This is a genomic window from Mesorhizobium subarcticum, assembly GCF_055456085.1.
This window is the reverse complement of sequence record NZ_CM144237.1, coordinates 4961124-4984559: the sequence shown is the minus strand read 5'-3', so window position 1 is coordinate 4984559 and position 23436 is coordinate 4961124. Positions and strand designations below refer to the sequence as shown.

Annotated in this window: 19 protein-coding genes; 12 read left to right on the top strand and 7 right to left on the bottom strand. The window is 61.7% G+C overall.

The window, feature by feature from the left end:
- Window positions 1-74: 74 nt before the first annotated feature.
- A complete protein-coding gene (locus tag ACZYHG_RS24255; protein ID WP_464610687.1) occupies window positions 75-611 on the bottom strand; it encodes a hypothetical protein in 537 nt (178 codons plus the stop codon).
- Between the two features lie 7 nt (window positions 612-618).
- The gene (locus ACZYHG_RS24250) at window positions 619-3018 is read right to left on the bottom strand and encodes an Rne/Rng family ribonuclease (protein WP_464610686.1); all 2400 of its coding nucleotides are present in this window, start codon (window positions 3016-3018) and stop codon (window positions 619-621) included.
- 651 nt (window positions 3019-3669) lie between these two features.
- Between ACZYHG_RS24250 and ACZYHG_RS24245 the strand changes: the two genes are divergently transcribed.
- The 9 genes from ACZYHG_RS24245 to ACZYHG_RS24205 all read left to right on the top strand — a co-directional run bounded on the left by ACZYHG_RS24245 (window position 3670) and on the right by ACZYHG_RS24205 (window position 12533).
- A complete protein-coding gene (locus tag ACZYHG_RS24245) occupies window positions 3670-4932 on the top strand; it encodes an N-acetylmuramoyl-L-alanine amidase (RefSeq protein WP_464610685.1) in 1263 nt (420 codons plus the stop codon).
- A gap of 214 nt (window positions 4933-5146) precedes the next feature.
- A complete protein-coding gene (locus ACZYHG_RS24240; protein ID WP_027028780.1) occupies window positions 5147-7591 on the top strand; it encodes a penicillin-binding protein 1A in 2445 nt (814 codons plus the stop codon).
- 126 nt (window positions 7592-7717) lie between these two features.
- Window positions 7718-8849 (top strand): peptide chain release factor 2 gene (gene prfB, locus ACZYHG_RS24235; protein WP_464610684.1). Its coding sequence is split into 2 segments (ribosomal slippage): window positions 7718-7783 and window positions 7785-8849, totalling 1131 coding nucleotides; the frame shifts between segments, so codons are not numbered across the junction.
- Window positions 8850-8923: 74 nt separating this feature from the next.
- A complete protein-coding gene (locus ACZYHG_RS24230) occupies window positions 8924-9349 on the top strand; it encodes a GFA family protein (RefSeq protein ID WP_464610683.1) in 426 nt (141 codons plus the stop codon).
- A 202-nt stretch (window positions 9350-9551) separates the two neighbouring features.
- Entirely contained in the window at window positions 9552-9929 is a 378-nt protein-coding gene (locus ACZYHG_RS24225; RefSeq protein ID WP_464610682.1) for a hypothetical protein, read from the top strand.
- A 127-nt stretch (window positions 9930-10056) separates the two neighbouring features.
- Window positions 10057-10407 (top strand): hypothetical protein, encoded by a 351-nt coding sequence (locus tag ACZYHG_RS24220; protein WP_027028784.1) that lies wholly within the window; start codon window positions 10057-10059, stop codon window positions 10405-10407.
- Window positions 10408-10512: 105 nt separating this feature from the next.
- Window positions 10513-10881, top strand: a complete 369-nt coding sequence (locus ACZYHG_RS24215) for a GFA family protein (RefSeq protein ID WP_464614777.1) — start codon at window positions 10513-10515, stop codon at window positions 10879-10881.
- A 148-nt stretch (window positions 10882-11029) separates the two neighbouring features.
- A complete protein-coding gene (locus ACZYHG_RS24210) occupies window positions 11030-11680 on the top strand; it encodes a YiaD family glycine zipper/OmpA-like lipoprotein (RefSeq protein ID WP_027028786.1) in 651 nt (216 codons plus the stop codon).
- Window positions 11681-11927: 247 nt separating this feature from the next.
- Window positions 11928-12533 (top strand): hypothetical protein, encoded by a 606-nt coding sequence (locus ACZYHG_RS24205; RefSeq protein WP_464610681.1) that lies wholly within the window; start codon window positions 11928-11930, stop codon window positions 12531-12533.
- Window positions 12534-12606: 73 nt separating this feature from the next.
- Here the strand turns inward: ACZYHG_RS24205 and ACZYHG_RS24200 are convergent, their stop codons facing one another.
- Entirely contained in the window at window positions 12607-14196 is a 1590-nt protein-coding gene (locus ACZYHG_RS24200) for a DEAD/DEAH box helicase (protein WP_464610680.1), read from the bottom strand.
- 192 nt (window positions 14197-14388) lie between these two features.
- A complete protein-coding gene (locus ACZYHG_RS24195; protein WP_464614776.1) occupies window positions 14389-15162 on the bottom strand; it encodes an NAD kinase in 774 nt (257 codons plus the stop codon).
- 326 nt (window positions 15163-15488) lie between these two features.
- On the opposite strand from ACZYHG_RS24195, the gene ACZYHG_RS24190 reads away from it, so the two are divergent.
- Both ACZYHG_RS24190 and ACZYHG_RS24185 read left to right on the top strand, forming a co-directional pair.
- The gene (locus tag ACZYHG_RS24190; RefSeq protein WP_464610679.1) at window positions 15489-15692 is read left to right on the top strand and encodes a hypothetical protein; all 204 of its coding nucleotides are present in this window, start codon (window positions 15489-15491) and stop codon (window positions 15690-15692) included.
- A 245-nt stretch (window positions 15693-15937) separates the two neighbouring features.
- Window positions 15938-16909 (top strand): NAD-dependent epimerase/dehydratase family protein, encoded by a 972-nt coding sequence (locus tag ACZYHG_RS24185; RefSeq protein ID WP_464610678.1) that lies wholly within the window; start codon window positions 15938-15940, stop codon window positions 16907-16909.
- A 22-nt stretch (window positions 16910-16931) separates the two neighbouring features.
- Here ACZYHG_RS24185 and glf read toward each other — a convergent pair whose 3' ends face one another.
- Together glf and ACZYHG_RS24175 are read right to left on the bottom strand one after the other, a co-directional pair.
- Entirely contained in the window at window positions 16932-18137 is a 1206-nt protein-coding gene (gene glf, locus ACZYHG_RS24180) for a UDP-galactopyranose mutase (RefSeq protein WP_464610677.1), read from the bottom strand.
- A complete protein-coding gene (locus ACZYHG_RS24175) occupies window positions 18134-19057 on the bottom strand; it encodes a hypothetical protein (protein ID WP_464610676.1) in 924 nt (307 codons plus the stop codon). Before ACZYHG_RS24175 ends, glf begins: the two co-directional genes overlap by 4 nt.
- A 188-nt stretch (window positions 19058-19245) precedes the next feature.
- On the opposite strand from ACZYHG_RS24175, the gene ACZYHG_RS24170 reads away from it, so the two are divergent.
- Window positions 19246-20175, top strand: a complete 930-nt coding sequence (locus ACZYHG_RS24170) for a hypothetical protein (RefSeq protein ID WP_464610675.1) — start codon at window positions 19246-19248, stop codon at window positions 20173-20175.
- A 38-nt stretch (window positions 20176-20213) separates the two neighbouring features.
- Here ACZYHG_RS24170 and ACZYHG_RS24165 read toward each other — a convergent pair whose 3' ends face one another.
- A complete protein-coding gene (locus tag ACZYHG_RS24165) occupies window positions 20214-23372 on the bottom strand; it encodes a caspase family protein (RefSeq protein ID WP_464610674.1) in 3159 nt (1052 codons plus the stop codon).
- Between the last annotated feature and the right edge of the window lie 64 nt (window positions 23373-23436).

The following is a 23436-nucleotide window of genomic DNA, read 5'->3' as shown; positions in this document are numbered from 1 at the left end:
GAAAAATCCCGCGCCGTCTTTCGACCGGCGCGGGATTCTTTTTGTCAGAATATCAACTCAACCAGTTGAAAAGCTTAGAAAAAGCCCTTCCGCTGCCACCAGCCGGCGCGCTTCGGTTTTTCTTCGGCCTTGGCTTCCGGTTCATCGGCGACGGTCGAGGAAACCACCGGCACGACAGGCGCATCGATGGCTGCCGGCTTGCGTCGTGACGGCCGGGCCTTGGCAGGCTCTTCCGCAACGGCCGCAGCCACTGTTTCCTCGGCGACGGCCACCGGAGCTTCGACCGGCGTTTCTGCAGCCGCTTCGACAACAGCCGTTTCGGCGACGGCCTCGGCGGCCGCCTTCTTCGGCTTGGCAGGGCGGCGCGCCCGCTTGGGCTTCTCGGTGCTCGGCACCTCTTCGCTCACCGCAACGACCGGCTCTTCCACGGCAGCAGCAACCAGCGGCTCGATCGACGCAGGTTCGCTTTCCGAAGCATCTGCCTGGGAAGGCTCGGTCGTTTCCTCGGCACCTGCCTCGGTCTCGCCTTCACCGTCCTCGCGACGATTGCGCTTGCCGCCGCGCTTGCCGCGACGGCGCTTCTTGCCCTGGCCATCATCCGAAGCCTGCACTGCTTCATCAGAACTCGCTGGCCGTGACCGGAGCGGCATCGTCCGTTTCGGTCTCGTCATTATCCGCGTCTTCCGCCGATTCGGCGAAATCGCCGGCCGGAGCGGAGATGGACGAGCCATCCGTCGGCGCGCCATGCTCGCGGTCACGGTCCTTGCCGCCGCGGCGTCTGCGACGCTTGCGGCGCTTGCGGTCACGGCCTTCGCCGTCCTCGCCACCGGCTGCGGGCCGCGGCTGTTGCTGCTGCGGCTGCTGGCGTGGCTGCTCGGCCTGTGCCGGCACCTCGTCATCTTCCTCGACGACGACAATCTCATCCTCGGGCTCTTCCGGCTCGACATAGGCCGGGAAGCTGCGCGCCTCGACAAAGCCTTCCGGCTTTTCAGCCAGCGCGCCGCGGAAGATGGCATAGTGCTGGGCACCAACCGTGTCGTCGGCCTCGATCGTGATGGTCAGGCCGAAGCGGCTTTCGAGTTCCACCAGCGTGCCGCGCTTGTGGTTGAGCACGTAGAGTGCGGTCGCTGCCGGGGTCCGCACCGTGATGTGGCTGCGCGAATCCTTGAGCAGAAATTCCTCGATCGCCCGCACCACCATCAGCGCGACCGACGAATCGGACCTGACATGGCCGGTGCCGCCGCAATGCGGGCACGGCTTCATGGTCGATTCCAGCACGCTGGCGCGGATGCGCTGGCGCGACATCTCCATCAGGCCGAAATGCGAGATGCGGCCGACCTGGATTCGCGCACGGTCGTTCTTGAGGTGATCCTTCAGCCGCTTCTCGACGGAGCGGTTGTTGCGGCTCTCCTCCATGTCGATGAAGTCGATGACGATCAGGCCGGCGAGATCGCGCAACCTGAGCTGACGCGCGACTTCTTCAGCTGCTTCCAGATTGGTGTGAAGCGCGGTGTCCTCGATCGAGTGCTCCTTGGTGGAGCGGCCCGAATTGACGTCGATGGCAACCAGTGCCTCGGTCTGGTTGATGATGATGTAGCCGCCGCTCTTGAGCGTCACTTGCGGCTGCAGCATGCGGTCGAGCTGTGCTTCGATGCCGTTGCGCACGAAGATCGGCGTCGTGTCGCGGAACGGCTGAACCACCTTGGCGTGGCTCGGCATCAGCATGCGCATGAAGTCCTTGGCCTCGCGGTAGCCTTCCTCGCCCGAGACAAGAATCTCGTCGATATCCTTGTTGTAGAGGTCGCGCACCGAACGCTTGATCAGGCTGCCTTCTTCATAGACGAGGGCAGGGGCCGTGGATTGAAGCGTGAGGTTGCGGACATTTTCCCACAACCGCATCAGATATTCGTAGTCGCGCTTGATCTCGGCCTTGGTGCGGCTCTCGCCGGCGGTGCGCAGAATGACGCCCATGCCTTGCGGCACTTCGAGATCGGCAACCACCTCCTTGAGGCGCTTGCGGTCGACCGCGCTGGTGATCTTGCGCGAAATACCGCCGCCGCGCGCCGTGTTGGGCATCAGCACCGAATAGCGGCCGGCAAGCGACAGATAGGTGGTCAGCGCGGCGCCCTTGTTGCCGCGCTCTTCCTTGACGACCTGCACCAGCAGGATTTGCCGGCGCTTGATCACTTCCTGGATCTTGTACTGGCGGCGCACCGGCTTGCGGCGATTGCGCACTTCTTCCAGCGCATCCTCGGCGCCGACCGATTCGACCTCGTGGTCATCGGGATGCGAGGACTGTACTTCCTCCAGCATCCCGCGATCATTGTCGCCGGACGTTGCTTCAGTGCCCTGTTCCGTCTGCGAGACGGGTTCGGAAATCACATCGCCTTCGACCGCGGCGGCGATCGATGTCGGGCCACCCTCGCGGGTTTCGGTTTCGTCCTGCTCGGCGGAACCTTCATCATGGCCGGATGTATCGGCATGTCCGGAGGTATCGGGATGTTCCGATGTATCGGCTGCGTGTTCGATGATCTCGGAGGTGTGGGAAATTTCCTCGACAACGATGTCGCCATTGTCGCTGCCTTCGCCTGGCTCGCCGGAGCCTTCGCCTGCATCGCGCTTGTGCTCGGCCCGGTCGCGGCTCTTGCCGCCGCGCCGGCGCCCGCGCCGTCCGCGATCGCGGCTCTGGCGGTCATCGCCGTCACCGTCCTCATCCTCTTCGTCCTCGGCTTCCTGCGCTTCCGCGCGCAGCAGCGCCTGACGGTCGGCGACCGGAATCTGGTAGTAGTCGGGGTGTATTTCACTGAAGGCGAGGAAACCGTGACGGTTGCCGCCATATTCGACAAAGGCTGCCTGAAGGGAAGGTTCGACGCGCGTTACGCGAGCGAGGTAGATGTTTCCTTTGAGCTGCTTCTTGTCCTGGGATTCAAAGTCGAATTCTTCGATACGATTACCGCGTACGACGACAACGCGTGTTTCCTCCGGGTGGGAGGCGTCTATCAGCATTTTGTTGGGCATTATTTCGTTTCCTCCCGGCAGCCGTCAGCCGCAGCTTGCAAGGCAATGAAGCCCGCCGCTGCGTGTCTGGAGTGTGGGTGCCGGATGTCTGAATGTCCGCCGGACGGTGCCTGCGCGCCATGGCGGTGCCGCCCGCAGCCATATTGGCGCGGTTTGATGCGGACCTTTCCATGATTGCGCTTGAAGCCATCGTCACCAGCAGAACCTTTTGAACCAAAGCCCGGAAACCGGACCAGCTTGTTTGCTCATACAGAGCCGGCGCGGGAACAAACCCGGCCGTTTTCCTCACGCAGGCGATTCCCCCGCCACGGGAGCACGCCTGCGAAATTCGTCGCAATCACCTGAACCCTTTTCGCGTGAAGCGAAAGGAGCCGCCTTTCATCTGACCCTGTAGCAGGAAGCTGCGGAGGAGGGCGGTTCCAGGATTGCAGTGATCCACTATCGCTTTTATGATTTGGCGGGTTGGAAGGCAACCCCGATTTCCGATGCCGGCAAAAAGCAGTTCCGCAGCGTAAGTCTGGGTTCCGATCCCTGTGAAAAGGCTTGGTTAACCTTCTCTGGATACCAATCGTTAATCGAGTTCGCGGCGTAACCGGCACTTCGACGAAACGAGCGGGCGCCTGGCGCCAAACCGGAGCGACTGGAAGAGAAATGGGACTGGCAGACTTCACAGACAAGGGATGTCGTGTTGGCGGCCGGATTCTTGGCGCTTTCTGCCTGCTGCTGCTGGTGGCGATTTCCCAGGCCTTTTCCCCTGTTGCCAACGCCGCCGACGCGCCGCTGGTGGCAAAAGACTACAAGATGGCGGGCGATGCCACCAAGATGCGCATCGTCCTGGATTTCGATCGCGAGCCTGACATCAAATGGTTCCTGCTGCGCGGGCCCAATCGTCTGGTTATCGACCTGGCGAATACGAGGCTGGCCATCGATGCCAAGGACTTGAAGCCGCGCGGCTTGGTCAAGGGCGTGCGCCTGGGCGAACTCGGCGAGGGCGTTTCGCGGCTGATCCTTACCGGCAAGGGGCCATTTGCTGTCGACAAGCTGGATGTGCTCAAGAATGAGGACGGAACCGGCTACCGCATTGCCATCGACATGTCGGCCGCCTCCGAGCGAGAGTTCGACGTGGCCCTTGCCAACCAGGCGCTGACCACGGGATCGACGGTTTCGACCGACAAGGGCGGGCGCGTTGGCACCGGGCCGGTCTCCAATCCGGGCCATCGCTTCACCGTCGTCATCGACCCCGGCCATGGCGGCATCGACGGCGGCGCCGAGGGCCTGAACGGCACCATCGAGAAGAATGTCACGCTGGCCTTCGCCACGGAGCTGCGCGACAAGCTCACGGCTATTGGCAAATACGATGTCTTCATGACCCGCGACACCGATGAGTATCTGCGCCTGGACGACCGGGTGCGCATCGCCCGCCAGCACGAGGCCGATCTGCTGATTTCGATCCATGCCGACACAATCAGCGTCAAGGGCATCCGCGGCGCCACCGTCTATACGGTCTCCGACAAGGCGTCGGATCCGCAGGCGCAGGCGCTTGCCGACCGTGAAAATCTCTCCGACCAGTTCGCCGGCATGGTCATCAAGGACGATAACAAGGAAGTCACCGACATCCTGATCGACCTGATCCGCCGCGAGACGCACACTTTCTCGATGAGTTTCGCCCACACGCTGGTCGGCCAGCTGTCGACCAGCGTCGGCCTCATCAACAATCCGCAACGTTCCGCGGGGTTCAAGGTGCTGAAGGCGCCGGACGTGCCATCCGTGCTGGTCGAACTCGGCTATCTCTCGAATGCCAAGGACGAGGCGCAGCTGCTCGACGCCGAATGGCGCGACAAGGCTGCGCAAAGCATAACCAACGCCGTCGCGCTGTTTGCTTTGGCCCGTGCCGGAACGGCAGCCGGGGGCTGACATGTCTGGCGACGCCTGCAACCAGGGGGCGGCGTTGCGCGTTGACAACACCCGGTGCCTTTATTTCTGGCGCATGGTCACGAAATCAGGCCTTGCCGTATTTTGTCCACATGGTGGCGACATGGGTTTTCGATTACGGATTGGGACCGGCTCGAAAGCTTGCGTGGAAGGCGGCTTCGTTTAGGAAACTCCCGAACCAAGGACTGGAGCGGGTATGATTCGTCTCATTGGCTATTTCTTCGGCGTCGGTACGACGCTGGCGCTGCTGGTCGCGGCGGGCGTTGCGCTTTACATCGGCCATGTAGCAAAGGATCTGCCTGACTACGAAGTGCTGGCCAAGTACGAGCCGCCGGTGACCACCCGCATCCATGCCTCGGATGGTTCGCTGATGGCGGAGTACGCGCGTGAACGGCGCCTGTATCTGCCGATCCAGGCGATCCCGGATCGCGTCAAGGCGGCCTTCCTGTCCGCCGAGGACAAGAACTTCTACAGCCATCCCGGCGTGGATATAACGGGTCTGGGCCGCGCGGTGCTCACCTATGTTTCGGGTGGGCCGATGCAGGGTGGTTCGACGATCACCCAACAGGTTGCCAAGAACTTCCTTCTCACCAACGAGCGCTCTCTGGAACGCAAGGTCAAGGAAGCCATTCTTTCGTTCCGCATTGAACAGGCCTATTCCAAGGATCGTATCCTGGAGCTCTACCTCAACGAAATCTTTTTCGGCTTCAACGCCTATGGCGTCGCCGGCGCCGCACTGACCTATTTCGACAAATCGGTGAACGAACTGACCGTGGCCGAGGCCGCTTATCTGGCGTCGCTGCCAAAAGGTCCGGCCAACTACAATCCCTTCAAGCATGCCGATCGCGCGATCGAGCGGCGAAACTGGGTCATCGGCCAGATGGTCGAGAACGGTTACGTGACCCCCGAAGAGGGTGCGAAGGCGAAGGCCGAGCCGCTTGGTGTCGCCCCACGTCGCACCGGCTCGTATCTGTTCGCGGGCGAGTACTTCACCGAAGAGGTCCGTCGCCAGATCATCGCCCGCTATGGCGAGAATGCGCTCTATGAGGGCGGTCTTTCCATTCGCACCACCCTTGATCCCAAGGTTCAGCTCATTGCCCGCAAGGCGATGCAGAACGGCCTGATGAAATACGACACGCTGCGCGGCTATCGCGGACCGGTGACGTCGATTGATGTGTCGAGCGACTGGGGCGTCCCGCTGGGGGCTGTCAAAGGCCTGGAAGACGTTCCCGAATGGTCGCTGGCCGTCGTGCTCGACAGTTCCGCGACCGGCCTCTCGATCGGCTTGCAGCCGGCGCGCCAGGCGTCGGGCGAGATCGTCAAGGAACGTGTCGAAGGCACTGTCAGCAAGGACGACATGGGCTTTGCCATGCGCCATCTGGTCGATGGCAAGACCGTCAAGGCCAAGTCGCCGGCCGAAGTGCTGAAGCCTGGCGACGTGATTTTCGTTCAGAAGAACGAAGGCTCCGAGAATGCCTACAGCCTGCGCCAGGTTCCCGAAGTGGAAGGCGGCCTGATCGCCATGGATCCGCATACAGGCCGTGTGCTCGCCATGGTCGGCGGCTTCTCCTATTCGCAGTCGGAATTCAACCGCGCCACCCAGGCGATGCGCCAGCCGGGTTCCTCGTTCAAGCCGATCGTCTATTCGGCCGCACTGGACAATGGCTATACGCCGGCCTCGGTGATCATGGACGGGCCGATCACCATCCAGAGCGGCAACACGACCTGGACGCCGAAGAACTATGACGGCACGGTCGCCGGACCGGCAACCCTGCGCTCCGGTATCGAAAAATCGCGCAACCTGATGACGGTGCGGCTTGCCAACGATATGGGCATGAAGCTGGTCGTCGAATATGCCGAGCGCTTCGGCGTCTACGATCATCTGGCGCCGTATCTGCCAATGGCGCTGGGCTCCGGCGAGACGACCGTCATGCGCATGGTTTCGGCCTATTCGATCATGGCTAATGGCGGCAAGTCCATCAAACCATCGCTGATCGACCGCATCCAGGACCGCTACGGCAAGACCGTGTTCAAGCAGGATGAGCGTGGCTGCGAAGGCTGCAACGCGCCGGAATGGAAGAACCAGCCGGAGCCGGAACTGGTCGACAATTCCGAGCAGGTGCTCGATCCGATGACCGCCTACCAGATCACATCGATGATGGAAGGCGTGGTGCAGCGCGGCACCGGCGCCACCATCGGTGAACTGGGCCGTCACATCGCCGGCAAGACCGGCACCACCAACGACGAGAAGGACGCCTGGTTCATCGGCTACACGCCGAACCTCGTGGTCGGCCTCTATATGGGCTACGACACGCCGCGCGGCCTTGGCCATGGCGCCACCGGCGGCGGTCTCGCCGCCCCGATCTTCAAGGATTTCATGCGCGTGGCGCTGGACGGTACGCCCAATGTCGACTTCAAGGTTCCCGACGGCATGAACCTGATAGCCATCAACCGCAAGACCGGCATGCGTGCTACGTCGGGTGATGCGGGCACCATCATCGAGGCCTTCAAGCCGGGCACCGGTCCCGCCGACAGCTATTGGGTGATCGGCATGGGCGCCGACGGCTCCAACGCATCGGGCGGTCCGCTGTCGCCGCAGGCCAACCAGGCCATTCAGGATGGCGGCGGCGGCCTCTACTGACGGGTCCAGATGCCGACCGCTGGGCTGGCCTCAGGCCGGCCCATTTCGCTTTACACGTGGCGGCGCCGTCCCTATGTATCGCGCCGACCGAAGTGTCACTTCAGCAACAGGACAAAATACCAGGCCATGCGCGCGGAAACGCAGAATATTGTCGACGAGATCAGGCAGGCGATAACCCTGCTGAGGAGGCATCTTTGACTGGGATCAGGCCATAAAGCGGCTTGAATACCTGAACGTCCGCGCCGAGGACGCCAGCCTCTGGAACGAACCGCTGGAAGCGCAGAAGCTGATGCGCGAACGCCAGGGTCTCGAAGATGGCATCACAGCGGTCAAGCGTTTCACCCAAGCGCTCGAAGACAATATCGGCCTGATAGAGCTTGGCGAGGAAGAAGGCGACGAAGGTATCGTGGCAGAGGCCGAAGCCGCGATACGCTCGATGCAGGGCGAGGCCAAGGCCCGCCAGGTCGAGACGCTGCTGTCGGGTGAAGCCGACGCCAACGACACCTATCTCGAAGTTCATGCCGGCGCCGGCGGCACCGAAAGCCAGGACTGGGCCTCGATGCTGTTGCGCATGTATACGCGCTGGGCCGAACGTCGCCGCTTCAAGGTCGAGGTGCTGGAAGTTCATGACGGCGAAGAGGCCGGCATCAAATCCGCCACGCTGCTGATCAAGGGCCACAATGCCTATGGCTGGCTGAAGACGGAATCGGGCGTCCACCGCCTGGTGCGCATTTCTCCCTATGACAGCAATGCGCGTCGCCATACGTCCTTCTCCAGCGTCTGGGTCTATCCAGTCGTCGATGACAGGATCGAGATCGATGTTTCGGAATCGGATGTGCGCATCGACACCTATCGCTCGTCCGGTTCGGGTGGCCAGCACGTCAACACCACCGATTCGGCTGTGCGCATCACCCATATCGCGACCGGCATTGCGGTCGCCTGCCAGGCTGAACGCTCGCAGCACAAGAACAAGGCGAAGGCCTGGGAGATGCTGCGTTCGCGCCTCTACGAGGAAGAGCTGAAGAAGCGCGAGGCCGTCGCCAACGCCACCGAGGCGTCGAAGAGCGACATCGGTTGGGGTCACCAGATCCGCTCCTATGTGCTGCAGCCCTATCAGCTGGTGAAGGATCTGCGCACCGGCGTTGAAAGCACCAGCCCGTCGAGCGTGCTCGATGGCGACCTCGACGATTTCATGGAAGCCTCGCTGTCGCAACGCATCGAGGGTGGCGCGGGCGAAGCCGTGGCCGATCTGGACTAAGACTGCCAGGCCCAGGCGGGTTGGCTTGGGCTGGATCCCGATGCACCGTCAAGCCTCGCGGAGAGGATCAGCGGATGACGAACCGGCAAACAACAACCGGCAACAAGCTCGCCGGGAAATGCCTTTGCGGCGCGGTTCAATACGCGGTGGCTGACGAGTTCGTCTATGCCGCCAATTGCCATTGTTCGAATTGCCGGCGTTCGACCGGTTCGGCCTTCAAGCCATTCGCCGGCATCGAACGCGCCAAGCTCAGCCTCACCAACGGCGCTCGCGACCTCATGATCTTTGGCGACGAGCGCGCCAACCACGATACCCACTGCAAGCTGTGCGGTTCATTACTCTATTCGATTGTACGCGAGGGCGCTTTCGCCCATGTCGCCATGGGAACGCTCGTCGATGCTCCGGCAATCCGACCGACAATGCACATCTTTGTCGGCTCCAAGGCACCGTGGTACACAATCAACGACGATCTCCCGCAGTTTGAAGGACACGCAACCTAGCCTGATCGATCCACCCGGCAGGCGTGGTGACCGGGATCTCGTCTTGCGCCAACTCATAAATCGGCTCACCATCGAAGGAGGAGGAGACAAAAGCATTTATGGCCGGTCGCGGCATATCTGCTGACGATCCGGCCACTGGGAAGACACGTTCCGGGAACGGGCAAGCAAAAACGCTTGAACCTCGTTTGAAAGGAACGTTCCCATGTTTGCTGCCAGTTCCAGATCGGCCATCGCCGTTCAGACGGTTGGCCAGCTTCTCCTACCGCTATGTGCTGCCTGTGTAATCGCGGTCGTGTCGGCGCCGGCCCTGGCGCATGACGCCAAGCCGACCGCGGCCAAGCCGCAAGGTTGGAGTTATCCATTCGCCTGCTGCGCCAATTACGATTGCCACGAGGTATCGCAGACCTCGATCAGCGAACGCCCCGAAGGCTATGTCATCAAGGACACCGGCGAGGTGCTGGCCTACAGCGACAGACGGATCAAGGACTTGCCCGACGGCGAGTTCCATTGGTGCGCGCACGAGGCCGGGCTCGATGCCGGCAAGACCATCTGCCTGTTCGTGCCGCCACAGTCCTATTAAGGCCTGGACTCATAATCAGGAGGAGACAGCGGCTGCGATGCCGATCGCAGCGAGCACAGTCTCGGCGTTTCGGTTGTCGTAAACGGATGCTAGACCATAACGGAATTGCCAGGAGACAGGATTCCCTGTGACTGAAAGAATCACCATGGCCGAGTCATTACCGGCAACCGCAGTCGTGCGCGTCTCGCGCGCCAGCTACGATCCGAGCCGGTTCGCCGAGGTCGACGCGGCGAGCAAGAAGACCTCGCAGTACATAATCCCGGCCATCAGACGGCTGCCGGGGCTCCTTCACTTCTATGCCGGCGTCTCGCCGAAGGGCTCGATCGTGCAAGTCAGTGTCTGGGACACCGACGAGCATGCAGCACAGTTGGACCGGCTGAAGGAGATGGTCGTCGACGGCCGCAGGGATATGGAGGCAGTCGGCGTGACGTTCACCCCGATTTTCAACTACCCGATCGACTGGACCTGGACCGTCTGACCTGAAGTCGCTGTTTGCCGACAAAGCCTGCTGACGGACAGTTGTCAGGATCGCCTCTTTATGGTGCCTTGCCGCTGGGTGGCGGACAATGGAGAGGTGATGTTGATGACCATCAAGGGAAGCTGCCACTGCAAGGCGACGACATTCGAGGTTTCTGAGGCGCCGCGGACGGTGACGCAATGCACCTGTTCGTTCTGCTCGAAGCGCGGCTCGCTCTGGGCCTATTACATCCCGTCGCAGTTCAAGCTCATCACGCCACTGAAGAACGTTTCCTTCTATCAATGGGGCTCGAAAACCGTAAAGCATGGTTTTTGCCCCACCTGCGGCTGCGGTACCTTCACCGAAACACCGGACTGGTCGACCGGCGAGCCGGATTTCGACAATCCCAAGATCAGTGTCAATTCGCGATTGTTCGATGATTTCGATCTCGACAAGCTGGAAGTGGTGGTCATCGACGGCAAGAATCTCTGGTAGGTGGCCAACGCGGTTCGTCACGCAACCGATCCTGGGAAAAGCCGTTGCAGGCGCCTTTCCTGTTCCGCTTTTCGCCGCAATTCATGGTACAAGTCGCGGGAAGGGCTGATTTGGCGCCGAAAAGGCGCGACTTGGAGAGGGACCATCTATGAAGAAGACCGTGCTCGTCGTCGTGGCGACGGCTCTGCTCGTGAGCGCTTGCACCACCACCGATCCGTATACGGGCGATCAGAAGATTTCGAACACGGCTGCGGGTGCCGGCCTTGGTGCCCTCGCGGGTGCCAGCCTTGGCCTTCTTGCCGGTGGCAATGACCGCCGCAACGCGCTGATCGGTGCCGGCATCGGCGCGCTGGCCGGCGGCGCCATCGGCGCCACCATGGATCAGAACGAGGCTGAGCTGCGCCGGCAGCTCCAGGGCACCGGCGTCAGCGTCACTCGCAGCGGCGACCAGATCATCCTCAACATGCCGTCGGATATCACCTTCAATATCGATCAGGATGCGGTGAAGCCCGGCTTCTATCCGGTCCTGAATTCCGTTGCACTGGTGCTGAAGAAGTTCCGCCAGACGACTGTCGACGTGTTCGGTCATACCGATTCGACCGGTGGCGAACAGCACAATTTTGATCTGTCGCAGCGTCGGGCATTGGCGGTCGCCAACTATCTGTCCGGTCAGGGCGTCGATCAGCGCCGCTTCGCCGTCACCGGCTTCGGCAAGACGCGGCCCATCGCATCCAATGCGACGGCCGCCGGCCGCGAGCAGAACCGCCGCGTCGAAATCCAGCTGTCGCCGCTCACCTGAGCGATATCGATCTGAAAAACGAAAACGGCCCCGCAAGGGGCCGTCTTTATTTGAGGGACGTCGACGCTCTACTCTTCAGACACGGCGCCAGAGAATTAGCGGGTTCTAAATAACGACTTTCCCGCAGTCATGGAAAGGAATAGCGTCGTCCCATTCCAGAGGGGATGAGGCGGTACAACTGGCTGCGCTATAAGCATTTTTTCGCCTCGGTCTTGCACGGCCAGATCAGAAAGTCTGGGAGGAATGCATGACAAGAACAGGCCTTGGGCGCGGCGGCGTCCTCGTTTTGACCGGTGTTGTGGGCGCATGGTTGGGGGTCGCTACGGCTTGGGCCGAGGACGCCAACAAGGCCGACATCGATGCCTTGAAAAAGTCGCTCGCCAAATATGAAGACTACACCGCCGCCGTTCGCGACCTCTATCTGTCGACCGTCGGCTGCGTCTACTATAGCGGAGAAAAGATAGCGGGCTCTATGGAATACCCGAAAGGCGCCATGGGCATCCATTTCGTCAACGTTCCCAGTGTCGGCCAGAAACTCGACCCGATGAAGCCGAACGTGCTGATCTACGAGCCGACCAAGAAAGGCTTGAAGTTGGTCGGTGTGGAATGGCTGGTGCCGCTGACGCCGGACGTCAAAGCGCCGCCGAAGCTGTTTGGCCAAACCTTCATGGGTCCAATGGAGGGACACTATCCGCTCATTCCGAGAGAGTTCGTCCACTACGATCTTCACGCATGGCTGTTCAGGGACAATCCGAACGGCATGTTCAGCCCGACGAACCCGAACGTGAAATGCACCAAGGCCGAGTTTCCGATGCTGGAGAAACCGACCAAGATGATGCCCGGTCCGATGTAACGGCCGAGCCGAGCCTGAAGCTTACTGCGAAGGCAAGCCGGATCGCTGGCTTGCCTTCCAAAGCGGACGGGGCTCAGACCTTGGCGACGATCTTCATGAAAGCCGGCATGTCGTCGCCGAAGCCGACCGTGGCGTCGTTGTCTTCCTGGTGATGGCGGGCAGGGCGGGCGTTGCTGCGCTGCGGCCTGGTGTCGCCACGCTCCGGTGCGCGCTGCTCGTTGCGATCGGACGTCTTGCGCTCGCCGTTTTCCGAACGAATCGCTTCCTTGCGCGCGCGCCGTTCGCCCATGTCGGCGACAGGCGCCTCGATCACATCGGCCTGCTGATCCTGCTGGGCGACGGCCGGGACGGCCTCTTCGCTATGCTTCGCGCGGCGTTCGCCGCTTCTCTTGCGCTCGCCCCGGTCCTTGCGGTCCTCGTCCTTGCGGCCGGCGCGACGCGGCGCGCCTTTGCCCCGGCGCGGAGCGTCGTCTTCACCACCTTCGCTGGCGACCACGGTCGACAGGTCGCCGTCATGCCATTCGATCTTGTTGCCGATCAGCCGTTCGATGGCGTCGATGTACTTGGTGTCGGACTTGGTTGCGATGGTGAAGGACTTGCCCGAGCGCCCGGCGCGGCCGGTGCGGCCGATGCGGTGGACATAGTCCTCGGCATGGATAGGCACGTCATAGTTGAAGACGTGGCTGACATCGGGGATGTCGAGGCCGCGCGCGGCGACGTCGGACGCCACGAGATAGCGAAGTTTGCCGTCGCGGAAATTGGCCAGCATTTGCATGCGCGCGCGCTGGTCCATGTCGCCATGCAGCGCACCGGCATCGAAATCATGCTTCAGCAGCGAGCGGAACAGTTCCGACACCTCGATCTTGCGGTTGCAGAAGATGATAGCGTTCTTCAGTTCCGCGTCTTCGGCCTTGATCAGGTTGCGCAGCGTCTCGCGCTTGTCCCAAGGCTTCGAGCCGGATTTCACCAGCCGCTGGATGATGTTGGTGGCAGCCGACGCAGCCTTGGAAACCTCGACGCGCACCGGCGCGTGCAGGAATTTTTCAGTGAGCTTGGTGATTTCCGGCGGCATCGTCGCCGAGAAGAACAATGTCTGCCGGGTGAACGGGATCATCTCGCAGATGCGCTCGATATCGGGGATGAAGCCCATGTCGAGCATGCGGTCGGCCTCGTCGATGACGAGGATCTCGACGCCGTTGAGCAAAAGCTTACCGCGCTCGCGGTGATCGAGCAGGCGGCCAGGGGTCGCGATCAGCACGTCGGCGCCGCGTTCCAGCTTCTTGTCCTGTTCATCGAAGGACACGCCGCCAATCAAAAGCGCGATGTTGAGCTTGTGGTTCTTGCCGTATCTGATGAAATTCTCTTCGACCTGTGCGGCGAGCTCGCGCGTCGGCTCCAGGATCAGTGTGCGCGGCATGCGGGCGCGAGCCCGGCCTTTTTCGAGGCGGGTCAGCATTGGCAGCACAAAGGAAGCTGTTTTGCCGGTGCCGGTCTGGGCGATGCCCAAAATATCCTTGCCGAGCAGAGCGTGCGGAATGGCACCGGCCTGGATCGGCGTCGGCTGCGTGTAGCCGGCGTCGGTGACTGCGGAAAGGACCTTCGGCGACAGGCCTAGGTCTGCGAAGGTCAACGCTTCTTGAGCGATCGTGGTGTCTGAGGACAAGTGTTGTTGTCTTTGGCTGGTTCGGGGAAGCGCAACGGCGTTTGTCGCGGCAAGCGCCACGCGCCTGCAAGATTGGCATTGCGATTAGGCGCAAGCCCGCGATTTGTCAACAGAAACGGGCGGCATTGGCACGATTGTGAAGTCGTAACCTTAATCGCGATGCTTAATCCGGCCGCCCGTCTTTGTGCCGGCTCAGTAACGGAACTGTTCGGCCAGGATGCGTTCGTTCCAGGAGTGATTGGGATCAAACAGCAAGGTCGCCGTTGCTGCCGGCGATTCCCGCACCGTTACAGAGGTCACCGCCTTGACCTCCGTGTGGTCGGCGGCGGCGTTCACCGGCCGCTTTTCCGGTTCCAGAATATCGAAGCGCACGGTCGCCTTGTTGGAAAGCAATGCGCCACGCCAACGGCGCGGGCGAAACGGGCTGACCGGTGTGAGCGCCAGTAACGGCGCGTCGAGGGGCAGGATCGGCCCGTGCGCGGAGAGATTGTAGGCGGTCGACCCGGCCGGCGTCGCGATCATGACGCCATCGCAGTTCAGCTCTTCGAGCCGTATCTGCTCATCGATGCTGATGCGAATCTTGGCCGTCTGGTAGGACTGGCGCCAAAGCGCCACCTCGTTGATCGCCAGCGCTGAAACCGTTTCCCCCTCCGAGGTGACGGCCAGCATCTCCAGCGGGCGGATCGTTTCGGCGACGGCGGCCGCGATGCGTTCGGTGAGCCCGCCGGAACGATACTCGTTCATCAGGAATCCGATTGTGCCCCGGTTCATGCCGTAGACCCACTTTCCTGTTCCCATCGTGTCGCGCAAGGTCTGCAGCAGGAAACCGTCGCCGCCAAGGGCGACCACGACCGCGGCCTCCGCGACCGGACATTGGCCGTAGCGTGCCGACAGGCTTTCCAGCGCCGCCTTGGCGTCTGCTGTGTCGGACGAAACGAAGGCGATGCTGTTGGCGGCTGTGCTCATGGCTCCCCGATCGCGACCGATTGGCGGTGGCAGGTCCGGCCGCGCCAGCGTCGGGGTAGCATGGGGCGGGCGGGTCTGCAAAGAGAGCCGTTGTGCGAGCCGACAAAGCGGCGACAGCGACGTCCGGGCAGGCGGATCGCTTTTCATGACAGGGCACGAATGAATGTGATGGTTAAGACGGAGCTTAAACTCTCGTAAAGCCGGATCGATCATGTTAGCCGGCATGAATGGCGTGGGGGCGCCCGCAGTACCGCCATATCCTTCGGGATGGCAAATGGGCGCTGTGGCACTTTTGACCTGTGCGCATGATCCCTGGGAACATCCTGATGTTCGGGGGCACGCACCAGCCAGATGAGGCCGAGATATTGCCGGTAACACGCCTGATCATCGTTTTTGTCATGCTGGGCGGCTTCGCGCTGATCTTCGCCGAGCTAGTGCGCCAGTCGGAAGAGATGAGCATCAGACCGCTGCCCACAGCGTCACGCTGCGGCGATGCCATCGGAATGCGTTGCCCGCAAAGGGCGCTGTAGAGCGCGAAATCCGCTCACTGAAGGCCATGCAAGTACCGCCGTCGCCCGGTCCTTCGCCTGCATGCAGTTCATCCCTTGGTAACCGATCACCGGCTGGCGCAACACAAGTTTGATCGTTGCAATTGCGGCATCGATGAAAGCACTGGTAGAAGACTGCTCGGATCTGGATAGGACCCTGTTCCCATCACCCTTGGGAAACAACCTTGCGGCGCGTTGATCGGCCGTGTTTCTGGAGGGGAGTGCACATGCAGCGCAGCGTGTTGGTTTCTGGTGGCTGCGGCTTCATCGGCTCTCATCTCGTCGATCGCCTGCTGCGGCGCAATGATATGGAAAAGCTGGTCGTTGTCGACAATCTATGGACCGGATTGCGCGACAACATAGCCCATGTCGCGGATCCGCGGTTCAACCTGCAGATCGCCGATGCCGAAAGCTTCACGGCCGGCCAGCATTTCGATGAGATCATCCATCTGGCGTCACCGGCTTCGCCCGTATGGTACATGCGCGAGCCGGCCCGCACGATCAGGGCCAACATAGGCGGCGCGCTCAATCTTCTGTCGCTGCTAAAGCCCGGCGGTCGCTTCTGCTTTGCCTCGACCTCGGAAGTCTATGGCGATCCCGTGGTGTCGCCGCAACCGGAAAGCTACCGGGGGTCCGTGGACTGCACCGGGCCAAGGGCTTCCTATGACGAGAGCAAGCGCTGCACCGAGGCGCTACTGTTTGAAGAACAGCGCGTCAGCGGGCTCGATGTCCGCATCGTCAGGCTGTTCAACACCTATGGCCCGCGAACGCGCGTCGATGACGGCCGCGCCGTTTCGAATTTTATCAGTCAGGCTCTGACGACGGGAATCCTCACCGTCTATGGCGACGGTTCCCAGTCGCGCAGCTGGGGTTATGTCGACGACATCGTCGATGGCCTGGAGCGGTTCTTCTGGCGCGACTTGATCTCGCACCGGGGTCCCCTGAACATCGGCAACAACCGCGAGATCTCGGTTCTCGAGACCGCGAAATTCGTCTGCTCGCTGGTTCCGGGCAGCCGCATCGAACACCATGCGCCTTTCCCGCAGGATCCGACAAACCGGTGCCCGGACCTGACCCTGGCAAGGCAGGTTCTTCCCGGATGGGAGGCAACGATCGGCTATCAGGACGGGATTCGGCGCACCTTCGAATGGTTCCGGCGGCAGATTGTGACTGGCAGCAAGTCGGCGGCATTAGCCTGAGGATTCAAAATCTTGCGGCCCGTCATGGCAACCGCGAAAGAGAATCAAGCCTGCCGGTGAAATAGGGTTCGAACACGGTTTCGAAAGCCTTCAGCGCCGCGCCGATCGCCTGATGCATGTCGAGGTACCGATAGGTGCCCAGCCGTCCTCCGAGATGCAGGTTTCTCTCTGCTGCGGCCCGTTCGAGATAGCGACGGTAAATCGCCTGATCCCGGCGTGTGTCGATCGGATAATAGGGTTCGTCGGTGCGGCCGGCAAAACGGGAATACTCGCGACCGATGAGCGTCTTGTCGCTCTTGTGCTGGCGTTCCGGATTGAAATGCCTGAATTCGACGACGCGGGTGTAGGGCACGGCTTCGTCGGCATAGTTCATGATCGCCGTGCCCTGATGGTCCGGCGTGTCCATGACCTGGAGATCGATATCGATGGTTCGCCAGCCGAGTTCGCCCTCCGAGTGGTCGAAATAGCGGTCGATTGGACCGGTGTAGACAACCGGCAGGTCCTTCGGCAGCGAGGGTTTGATATCGAAGAAATCGACGCCAAGCCGTGCTTCGATGAGCTCGTGTGCGAGCATCTTTTCGAAGATCGCCGTATAGCCGTCGACAGGCTGACCTTGGAAGCGGTCGTTGAAATAGCCATCCTCGAATGTGTAGCGGACCGGCAAGCGGGCGATGATCTGCGCCGGCAGGTCGCGCGGGTCCGTTTGCCATTGCTTGGCGGTGTAGCCCTTGATGAAAGCCTCGTAGAGGGGACGGCCAACGAGGGAGATCGCCTTCTCCTCGAGATTGGCCGGCTGGCGGTCGCCAAGCTCGGCTGCTTGCCCGGCAATCAGGCTACGTGCTTCGTTCGGGCTCAGCCGCTTGCCGAAGAACTGGCAGATCGTGGCGAGGTTGATCGGCAGCGGATAGACCTTGTCGCGATAGGTCGAGAACGCACGATGGCGATAGGCTGTAAAATCGGTGAAGCCGCGCAGGTAGTTCCAGACGTCCTCGTTGGATGTGTGGAAAAGGTGCGGTCCATAGCGATGAACCTCGACGCCGGTGGCGGGATCTTGTTCGGTATAGGCATTGCCGCCGATATGCCGGCGTCGGTCGATCACCAGCACGCGCCGGCCGAGTTGCGTGGCGATCCGCTCGGCAAGCGTTGCGCCATAGAAACCCGCGCCGACTATGAGGATGTCGGCTTCCCCGATAAAAGCCTTGTCTGTTCGCGGCGCTGTCGTCCTCATGCGTCGAGTACGATCTGCGACAGGTCGATCGGTTCGGCGCATTGCCTGCGCAGAAAGCGCCACAACAGCTTCTTCGGCCGAAAGGCCCTCCGGAAATCCTTTCGCTCCCCAAAGTAGTCGGCCATCATGCGCAGGCCGATCATGGATCGCGATCGCCAGCGTCTGCCTGCGTGGTCGACGGCGCCATAAGACAGTGGAAAGAACTCGCCGAAGCCATATCGCATCGCCAGCTGGCGGTATTCCGCCTCGGGCGTGCGGCCGGACTTGAGCATCGCTGCCGCCAGATGATTTCCAACTGGCCGCGTGTGGCGGATAGGCAAGGCGTCGAAGACAGCCGATTTTCCGAGATTCTGCTTGGCAAGTCTCGTCCACAAGAGGTCAAGACCGAACCCACTCATGGATTCCTTGAAAAGAGGTAGCATCTTGGACGCCACGTCCGCTCTCATGCACGGAGCCATGACCTCGACCTTGTCGATCAGACGAAATTCGAAACTCTTGGAACGCAGAAACGGCAGATGGCTGTAATAGCTGTCCGGCGTCAGCGCCGGCTGTGCAATGTGCAGGTCGAGCCGTCTCATGTTGGCGAACATCGCCTCGATCGTTGTCCGGTCTGCTTCCAGGTCATCATCCGGAAACCAGATATACTGGTAGCGATCAAGGAGTTCCGGCTTCTGAACGAGCAAGGCGTGGAGGCCATCCCACTTGCCGCCGGTGTAGTCGACCCTGTTTTCATGGGGCTGCCGAAATGCCGACGGGGCGGAGCCGTAGTAACTGACGATCAGATCAAACGCGCATCCTGGATCGCCCGCACCCCATCCGCGATGGAGAGAGTTGTCGCCGGCCCTTACGATGACGAGATTGCGGCCGGCCCCCGTCAAGGTTTTGCTTTCGCCACCGATGTTTTGGTCCAGGCCAGTCATGGCGAGCCCCTACACCAAAGCCGGATGAATGCGAAGAGCCACGGATGAGAGCAAATTGTTCGTCTGGCATTGTCAGGCGGATGTCCGGCGCTGCGATTTGCAATACAACGCGAACCTGGAGTCGCGACACGGTCGGGTCACGGCTGCCACGCTGACCAAGACACGCAACCATTTCGGGACGGGACGTTATGAAATTGATTGTTGTGACCCCGGCCGGCCGCGAGAAATATCTTCGCCTGCTCAGCCACTATATCCTTAAAAGTCCTGAGGTGTGCGAATGGCACCTGTGGGACAATTGCCGCAACGAGGCCGATCGGGCCTACCTTCAACGACTGGCCGCTTCCGATCCACGTTGCCGGATAAAGAAACTTCCGCATGCCGATGGCGGGACCAATGTCATCGGCGACTTCTACCGTTTTTGCGACGACCCCGATGCTCTCTACCTTCGCCTCGACGATGACGTTGTTTTTGTCGAGGACGGCTTCTTTCAAAAATTCATGGCAAGGGTCATGGCCGAAAGAGGATCGGCTATCTGGTACGCGCCGTTGATCATCAACAACGCAATCTGCAATTCACTGATCAAACAGCTTTCCAGGGTGGTAGTAGACGGGCCGCTGACATGCCAGGCTTGTTGCGAATTTTCCTGGGCCTTTGCCAGCTTTCCACAGGCGCTTCATCCGGTCTTCATCGAAGCAGTCCGCTCCAACCGGCTTGATGACTTTCGCGTGCCTGACCGGGAGATCAGGCTGTCGCGCTTCTCGATCAACGCAATCGGTTTCTTCGGATCGGATATTGTCGGTCTTGGAGAGGGTTTCCATCCGCCGTCAGGCAGCGATGAGGAAGAGTGGCTGTCGGCGACGCTGCCGGCAAAACTGGACCGGCCGGGCAAGATTCTTGGCGACCTGATCATTGCCCATTTCAGCTTCTACACCCAGGAGCGCGAATTGCTGCGCACCAACATTCTCGACGGCTACTATGAGCTCGCCGGCCTGGCTCCCCCGGTCTACGAGAAGCCTCCAGTCAGTTGGAGAGAGGGGCTGAGGCAGTGGAGGAGACGCCGGAGGGGATCGGTGCCACCGCGCTATGTGATCTCGCTTCCGACAGTCATTTCCGACTGATGCTTGGATTCCGGCCCTGTCAGGGCGCAAGCTGCCGCCTACTGCGTCACCACCTGAAGGTTGGCGTTGCCGTAGAAAGTGTAGGCAAGATAGGTCGGGTCGCCGGTTTCGTAAAAGCGCTTGCGGACGCCCTGGAGGACCTCGGCGAGGTAGACCGGTCCGTCCTTGAGCCGGGTGCTAATGCCGCCGTAAAAATCGCTTGAAAAGGCGGCGGCGGCGCGATCGGTCAAAGGCCACATGCCGCCGATGAAGCCGGACGCGCCGCCCGCCAGCACCGCGGGACCCCATCCCTGCACAAAGCCACCGAGCATCTGGGATTTGCCCGTGTCGCAGGCATTGAAGAAATAGAACGGGTTGCCCTTGCCGTGTGCGGCGGCAACCAGCGCACCCCACGTGTCGGGGTCGAGCGACTGGTCGGCGAGGTCAATGGCGAAAACCGGCCGGCCGCTGCTCGGCTGATTGACCTCGCCGTGACCCGAAAAATGGATGAAGCCCGTCGACACCTCGCCGACCAGTTTCTCGAAGGAGACGAAATCGCCACCGAAGCGGCGGTAGCCGGCGAGCTTGCTCAGAGCGTCGATCTCGACCTCCTGGAACGGCAGTGACTGCTTGTCGACATAGGAAGGAGCGACCGCGGCAACGCCGGTAAAAGCCATCCGGTCCAGTGGGTTGTCGACCTGTGAGGAGGTGCTGCGCGGTGCCCAGCGCGCCAGCCGGTAGTTTATGCCGAGGAAACCATCGCGGGTTGCGCCATCGGCGCTTTGCGGGCGGATCAACTCCCAGGGCAGGGTGGGACTGTTCGAGGTGATCTGGATCGAATGCAGTTCGCCCTTGTCGCGCAGCGACCAGAACACATCCTTGAATGCCTGCGGCACGTAATCCTTGTACAGCGCATCGCCGAAACCTTCGGCGGCCAGCGTGACGAAGCGCTTTTGCGCTTCGGGGTCGCTGCTTGCGGCAGGCTGTTGCAGCGACACTGCACTGCGCAGACCGAGGCCGAGTTGCAGCAAGCGGCGATATTCGGAATCAAGCCAGGTCGCCATTTGCGGCGGTGTTGAGAATGTATCGGTCACCGGTCCAGCCAGATGCGGCGAATGGATGATGATCTGGCCCGGGCCTAATCCGCTTGGATCGTCATAGAGGATGGTGACATCGAGGTCGGGCACCTCGTCGGCTGCGGCATTACCGAGTTGGACGCTGCCGGTCAGCGCCGGCTGGGGCGGGGCGGAGGCGAGCATCAACATGGCGGGCGCGGCCGCCTTTTGGGCCGTGGCACCTGGCGCGGCGGCCTCAACCGGCGCTCCTCGTTGCACTATAACGGGCCGCGACGCCGATCCCAGGAATTTTCCCGCACTGTAGATTCGGGCAATGAACTGGCTTGGCTTGCTGTCCTTTGCAATTGTCCGCGCCTTGAGGTCGAAGCGGACGAAGTCGCTGTCACCTTCACGATAGAGGGTGGTCTGCCGGCTCCATTTGCCGCCGTCGGCAAGGTCAAAGCCCGTAGCAAAGAGGTCTATGTCGATGGGCCATTGGTCGGCGCCCGCCGGCATCGCCATGGCCAGCGCGCCATCCGCCGTCACCGACGACCCCGGCGCCGCTTTCACCTTAACCTCCGGCGTCAGTTGCTCCTCGGTCAAGGCAATCGAAACCGTCACCGTCTCACCCGCCACCACTTCGTCTGGCGCGTCGATAGTCGGATGGCGGACCACTTCGACTTCCGCCCCACTCCCCGACGGCGAAGGGGCAGTTGCTGGAGGTGGGGCGGGCGAGCCGCCTGCGTCCCCGGGAGCATTTTCCACCTGATCGAGGGGTGGCGGAGGTGGTTCGACATCCGCTGGCGCCGCCGCCTCTTGCGGGCTTTCGGCGCCGGTTGCAGTCGGTGGTGGTGCGGGCAATGGCGCGTTATCGCCGCTTCCCGGCGCAGTCTCCGCCTGGTCGACGGGCGGCGGTGGCGGCTCGGTGCTTGACTGCGCATCGGGCGGCTGAGGAGGCTCTGCACCGGCTGTTGCGCCGCCCTTCGGATATGTATCGGCGAGATTGTTCTGAGCGGCCGCCGACGACTTGGCTGCATCTTCCTGATATTTCCTTTGCTCTTCGTACTGCTGCCGAGCCTGCTCCTCATAATGCTGGCGCTGCAACTCCTGGCGTTTGTATTCCTCGTATTGGGCTGCCTCATCGGCGCTGTTGCCCGTCATGGCATCGGGATTGCCGGAGCCCGGTGCAACATCCGCCGGAGGGACTTCCTGGCTGCCGCCATCGAAGTTGCCGGAGCCATAGTCACTGCTTCCGGCGCTCGAACCGTCATTTGCGGAATCGGGGCTGGCCGGTGGGCTATTGTCGCCGCCCTCATTGGCGCCACTCTGCATCGGTGGCGGTGCCGGTTCGGGAGCAACTGCTTCCGGGGCAGCCGCTTGTGGCGCCGCGCCGGCCGGCTCCGGCGGTGCTGGCTCGGCGGCAACTGGATCATCAGGCGTTGTCACGAAGTCTGCCGACAGGCCCGGGCTTGTCCATGGCCGCTGGGCGCCGAGCGTCTGGTCCGCCACGTTTTGGCTGACCGATGCGATCATGGCTTGGATGCTCACGCCTTTTCTGGCCAGTGCGGCTGCCAGTGCATCGGCAAACACCGTGACCGGTCCATCTCCATTCAGCGCAGCGCTTCCTGGTTGAGCGGAAAAGGCGACGATGCCGTTGGGCAGCGGACCAGCCGCAGCCAGACCCCGCGCCACACCTGGGGCGGAGGTGTCTCCGCCGCCGAGATTATCCAGCAAAACCACCTTGAATGTCGGTGTCGACTCAAGCGCCTTCGTGAACAGGTCGAGAGGCAATGCCGTCTGGTCGACCGCTTCCTTGGAATCGGTCCGTGAGCCGCGCGTAAGCAGATAGTTCCTGTCATTGGCCTGGGTCGTATGGCCGACATAATAGAAGATGCCGACGGCATCCGGGTCGGCCAGGGATTTGGCGAAATCATACATGGCGTGCGCGACATCGGCGCGGTCGCCGTCTGAGACCTGTCGCACGGTGAAGCCGAGTGACCGTAGGCTGGCCGCAACGAGTTCGGCGCTAGGTTCGGCGTTGGCGATCGCCGGCGAACCCTCATATCCCGGATTGGCCACAACTAATGCGAGCCGCTCTTCGCCGCGCGCGGCGGAAAAGAACGACATGGCTATCAGCAGCACGGTCGCCACAAGAAGGCGCATGACCCTGACCCAAGCCCACAAGCCGCTGCGAATACGCCAGAGCTTGCCCCAATCCATCAATCAA

Excerpts from the sequence above, each read along its gene's own strand:
- ACZYHG_RS24195 (WP_464614776.1), bottom strand. The coding sequence starts at position 15,162 with ATGAGCACAGCCGCCAACAGCATCGCCTTCGTTTCGTCCGACACAGCA.
- ACZYHG_RS24250 (WP_464610686.1), bottom strand. The coding sequence starts at position 3,018 with ATGCCCAACAAAATGCTGATAGACGCCTCCCACCCGGAGGAAACACGC.
- ACZYHG_RS24185 (WP_464610678.1), top strand. The coding sequence starts at position 15,938 with ATGCAGCGCAGCGTGTTGGTTTCTGGTGGCTGCGGCTTCATCGGCTCT.
- ACZYHG_RS24175 (WP_464610676.1), bottom strand. The coding sequence starts at position 19,057 with ATGACTGGCCTGGACCAAAACATCGGTGGCGAAAGCAAAACCTTGACG.
- ACZYHG_RS24210 (WP_027028786.1), top strand. The coding sequence starts at position 11,030 with ATGAAGAAGACCGTGCTCGTCGTCGTGGCGACGGCTCTGCTCGTGAGC.
- ACZYHG_RS24225 (WP_464610682.1), top strand. The coding sequence starts at position 9,552 with ATGTTTGCTGCCAGTTCCAGATCGGCCATCGCCGTTCAGACGGTTGGC.
- ACZYHG_RS24190 (WP_464610679.1), top strand. The coding sequence starts at position 15,489 with ATGTTCGGGGGCACGCACCAGCCAGATGAGGCCGAGATATTGCCGGTA.
- ACZYHG_RS24230 (WP_464610683.1), top strand. The coding sequence starts at position 8,924 with ATGACGAACCGGCAAACAACAACCGGCAACAAGCTCGCCGGGAAATGC.
- ACZYHG_RS24245 (WP_464610685.1), top strand. The coding sequence starts at position 3,670 with ATGGGACTGGCAGACTTCACAGACAAGGGATGTCGTGTTGGCGGCCGG.
- ACZYHG_RS24170 (WP_464610675.1), top strand. The coding sequence starts at position 19,246 with ATGAAATTGATTGTTGTGACCCCGGCCGGCCGCGAGAAATATCTTCGC.
- ACZYHG_RS24205 (WP_464610681.1), top strand. The coding sequence starts at position 11,928 with ATGACAAGAACAGGCCTTGGGCGCGGCGGCGTCCTCGTTTTGACCGGT.
- glf (WP_464610677.1), bottom strand. The coding sequence starts at position 18,137 with ATGAGGACGACAGCGCCGCGAACAGACAAGGCTTTTATCGGGGAAGCC.
- ACZYHG_RS24215 (WP_464614777.1), top strand. The coding sequence starts at position 10,513 with ATGACCATCAAGGGAAGCTGCCACTGCAAGGCGACGACATTCGAGGTT.
- ACZYHG_RS24165 (WP_464610674.1), bottom strand. The coding sequence starts at position 23,372 with ATGCGCCTTCTTGTGGCGACCGTGCTGCTGATAGCCATGTCGTTCTTT.
- ACZYHG_RS24240 (WP_027028780.1), top strand. The coding sequence starts at position 5,147 with ATGATTCGTCTCATTGGCTATTTCTTCGGCGTCGGTACGACGCTGGCG.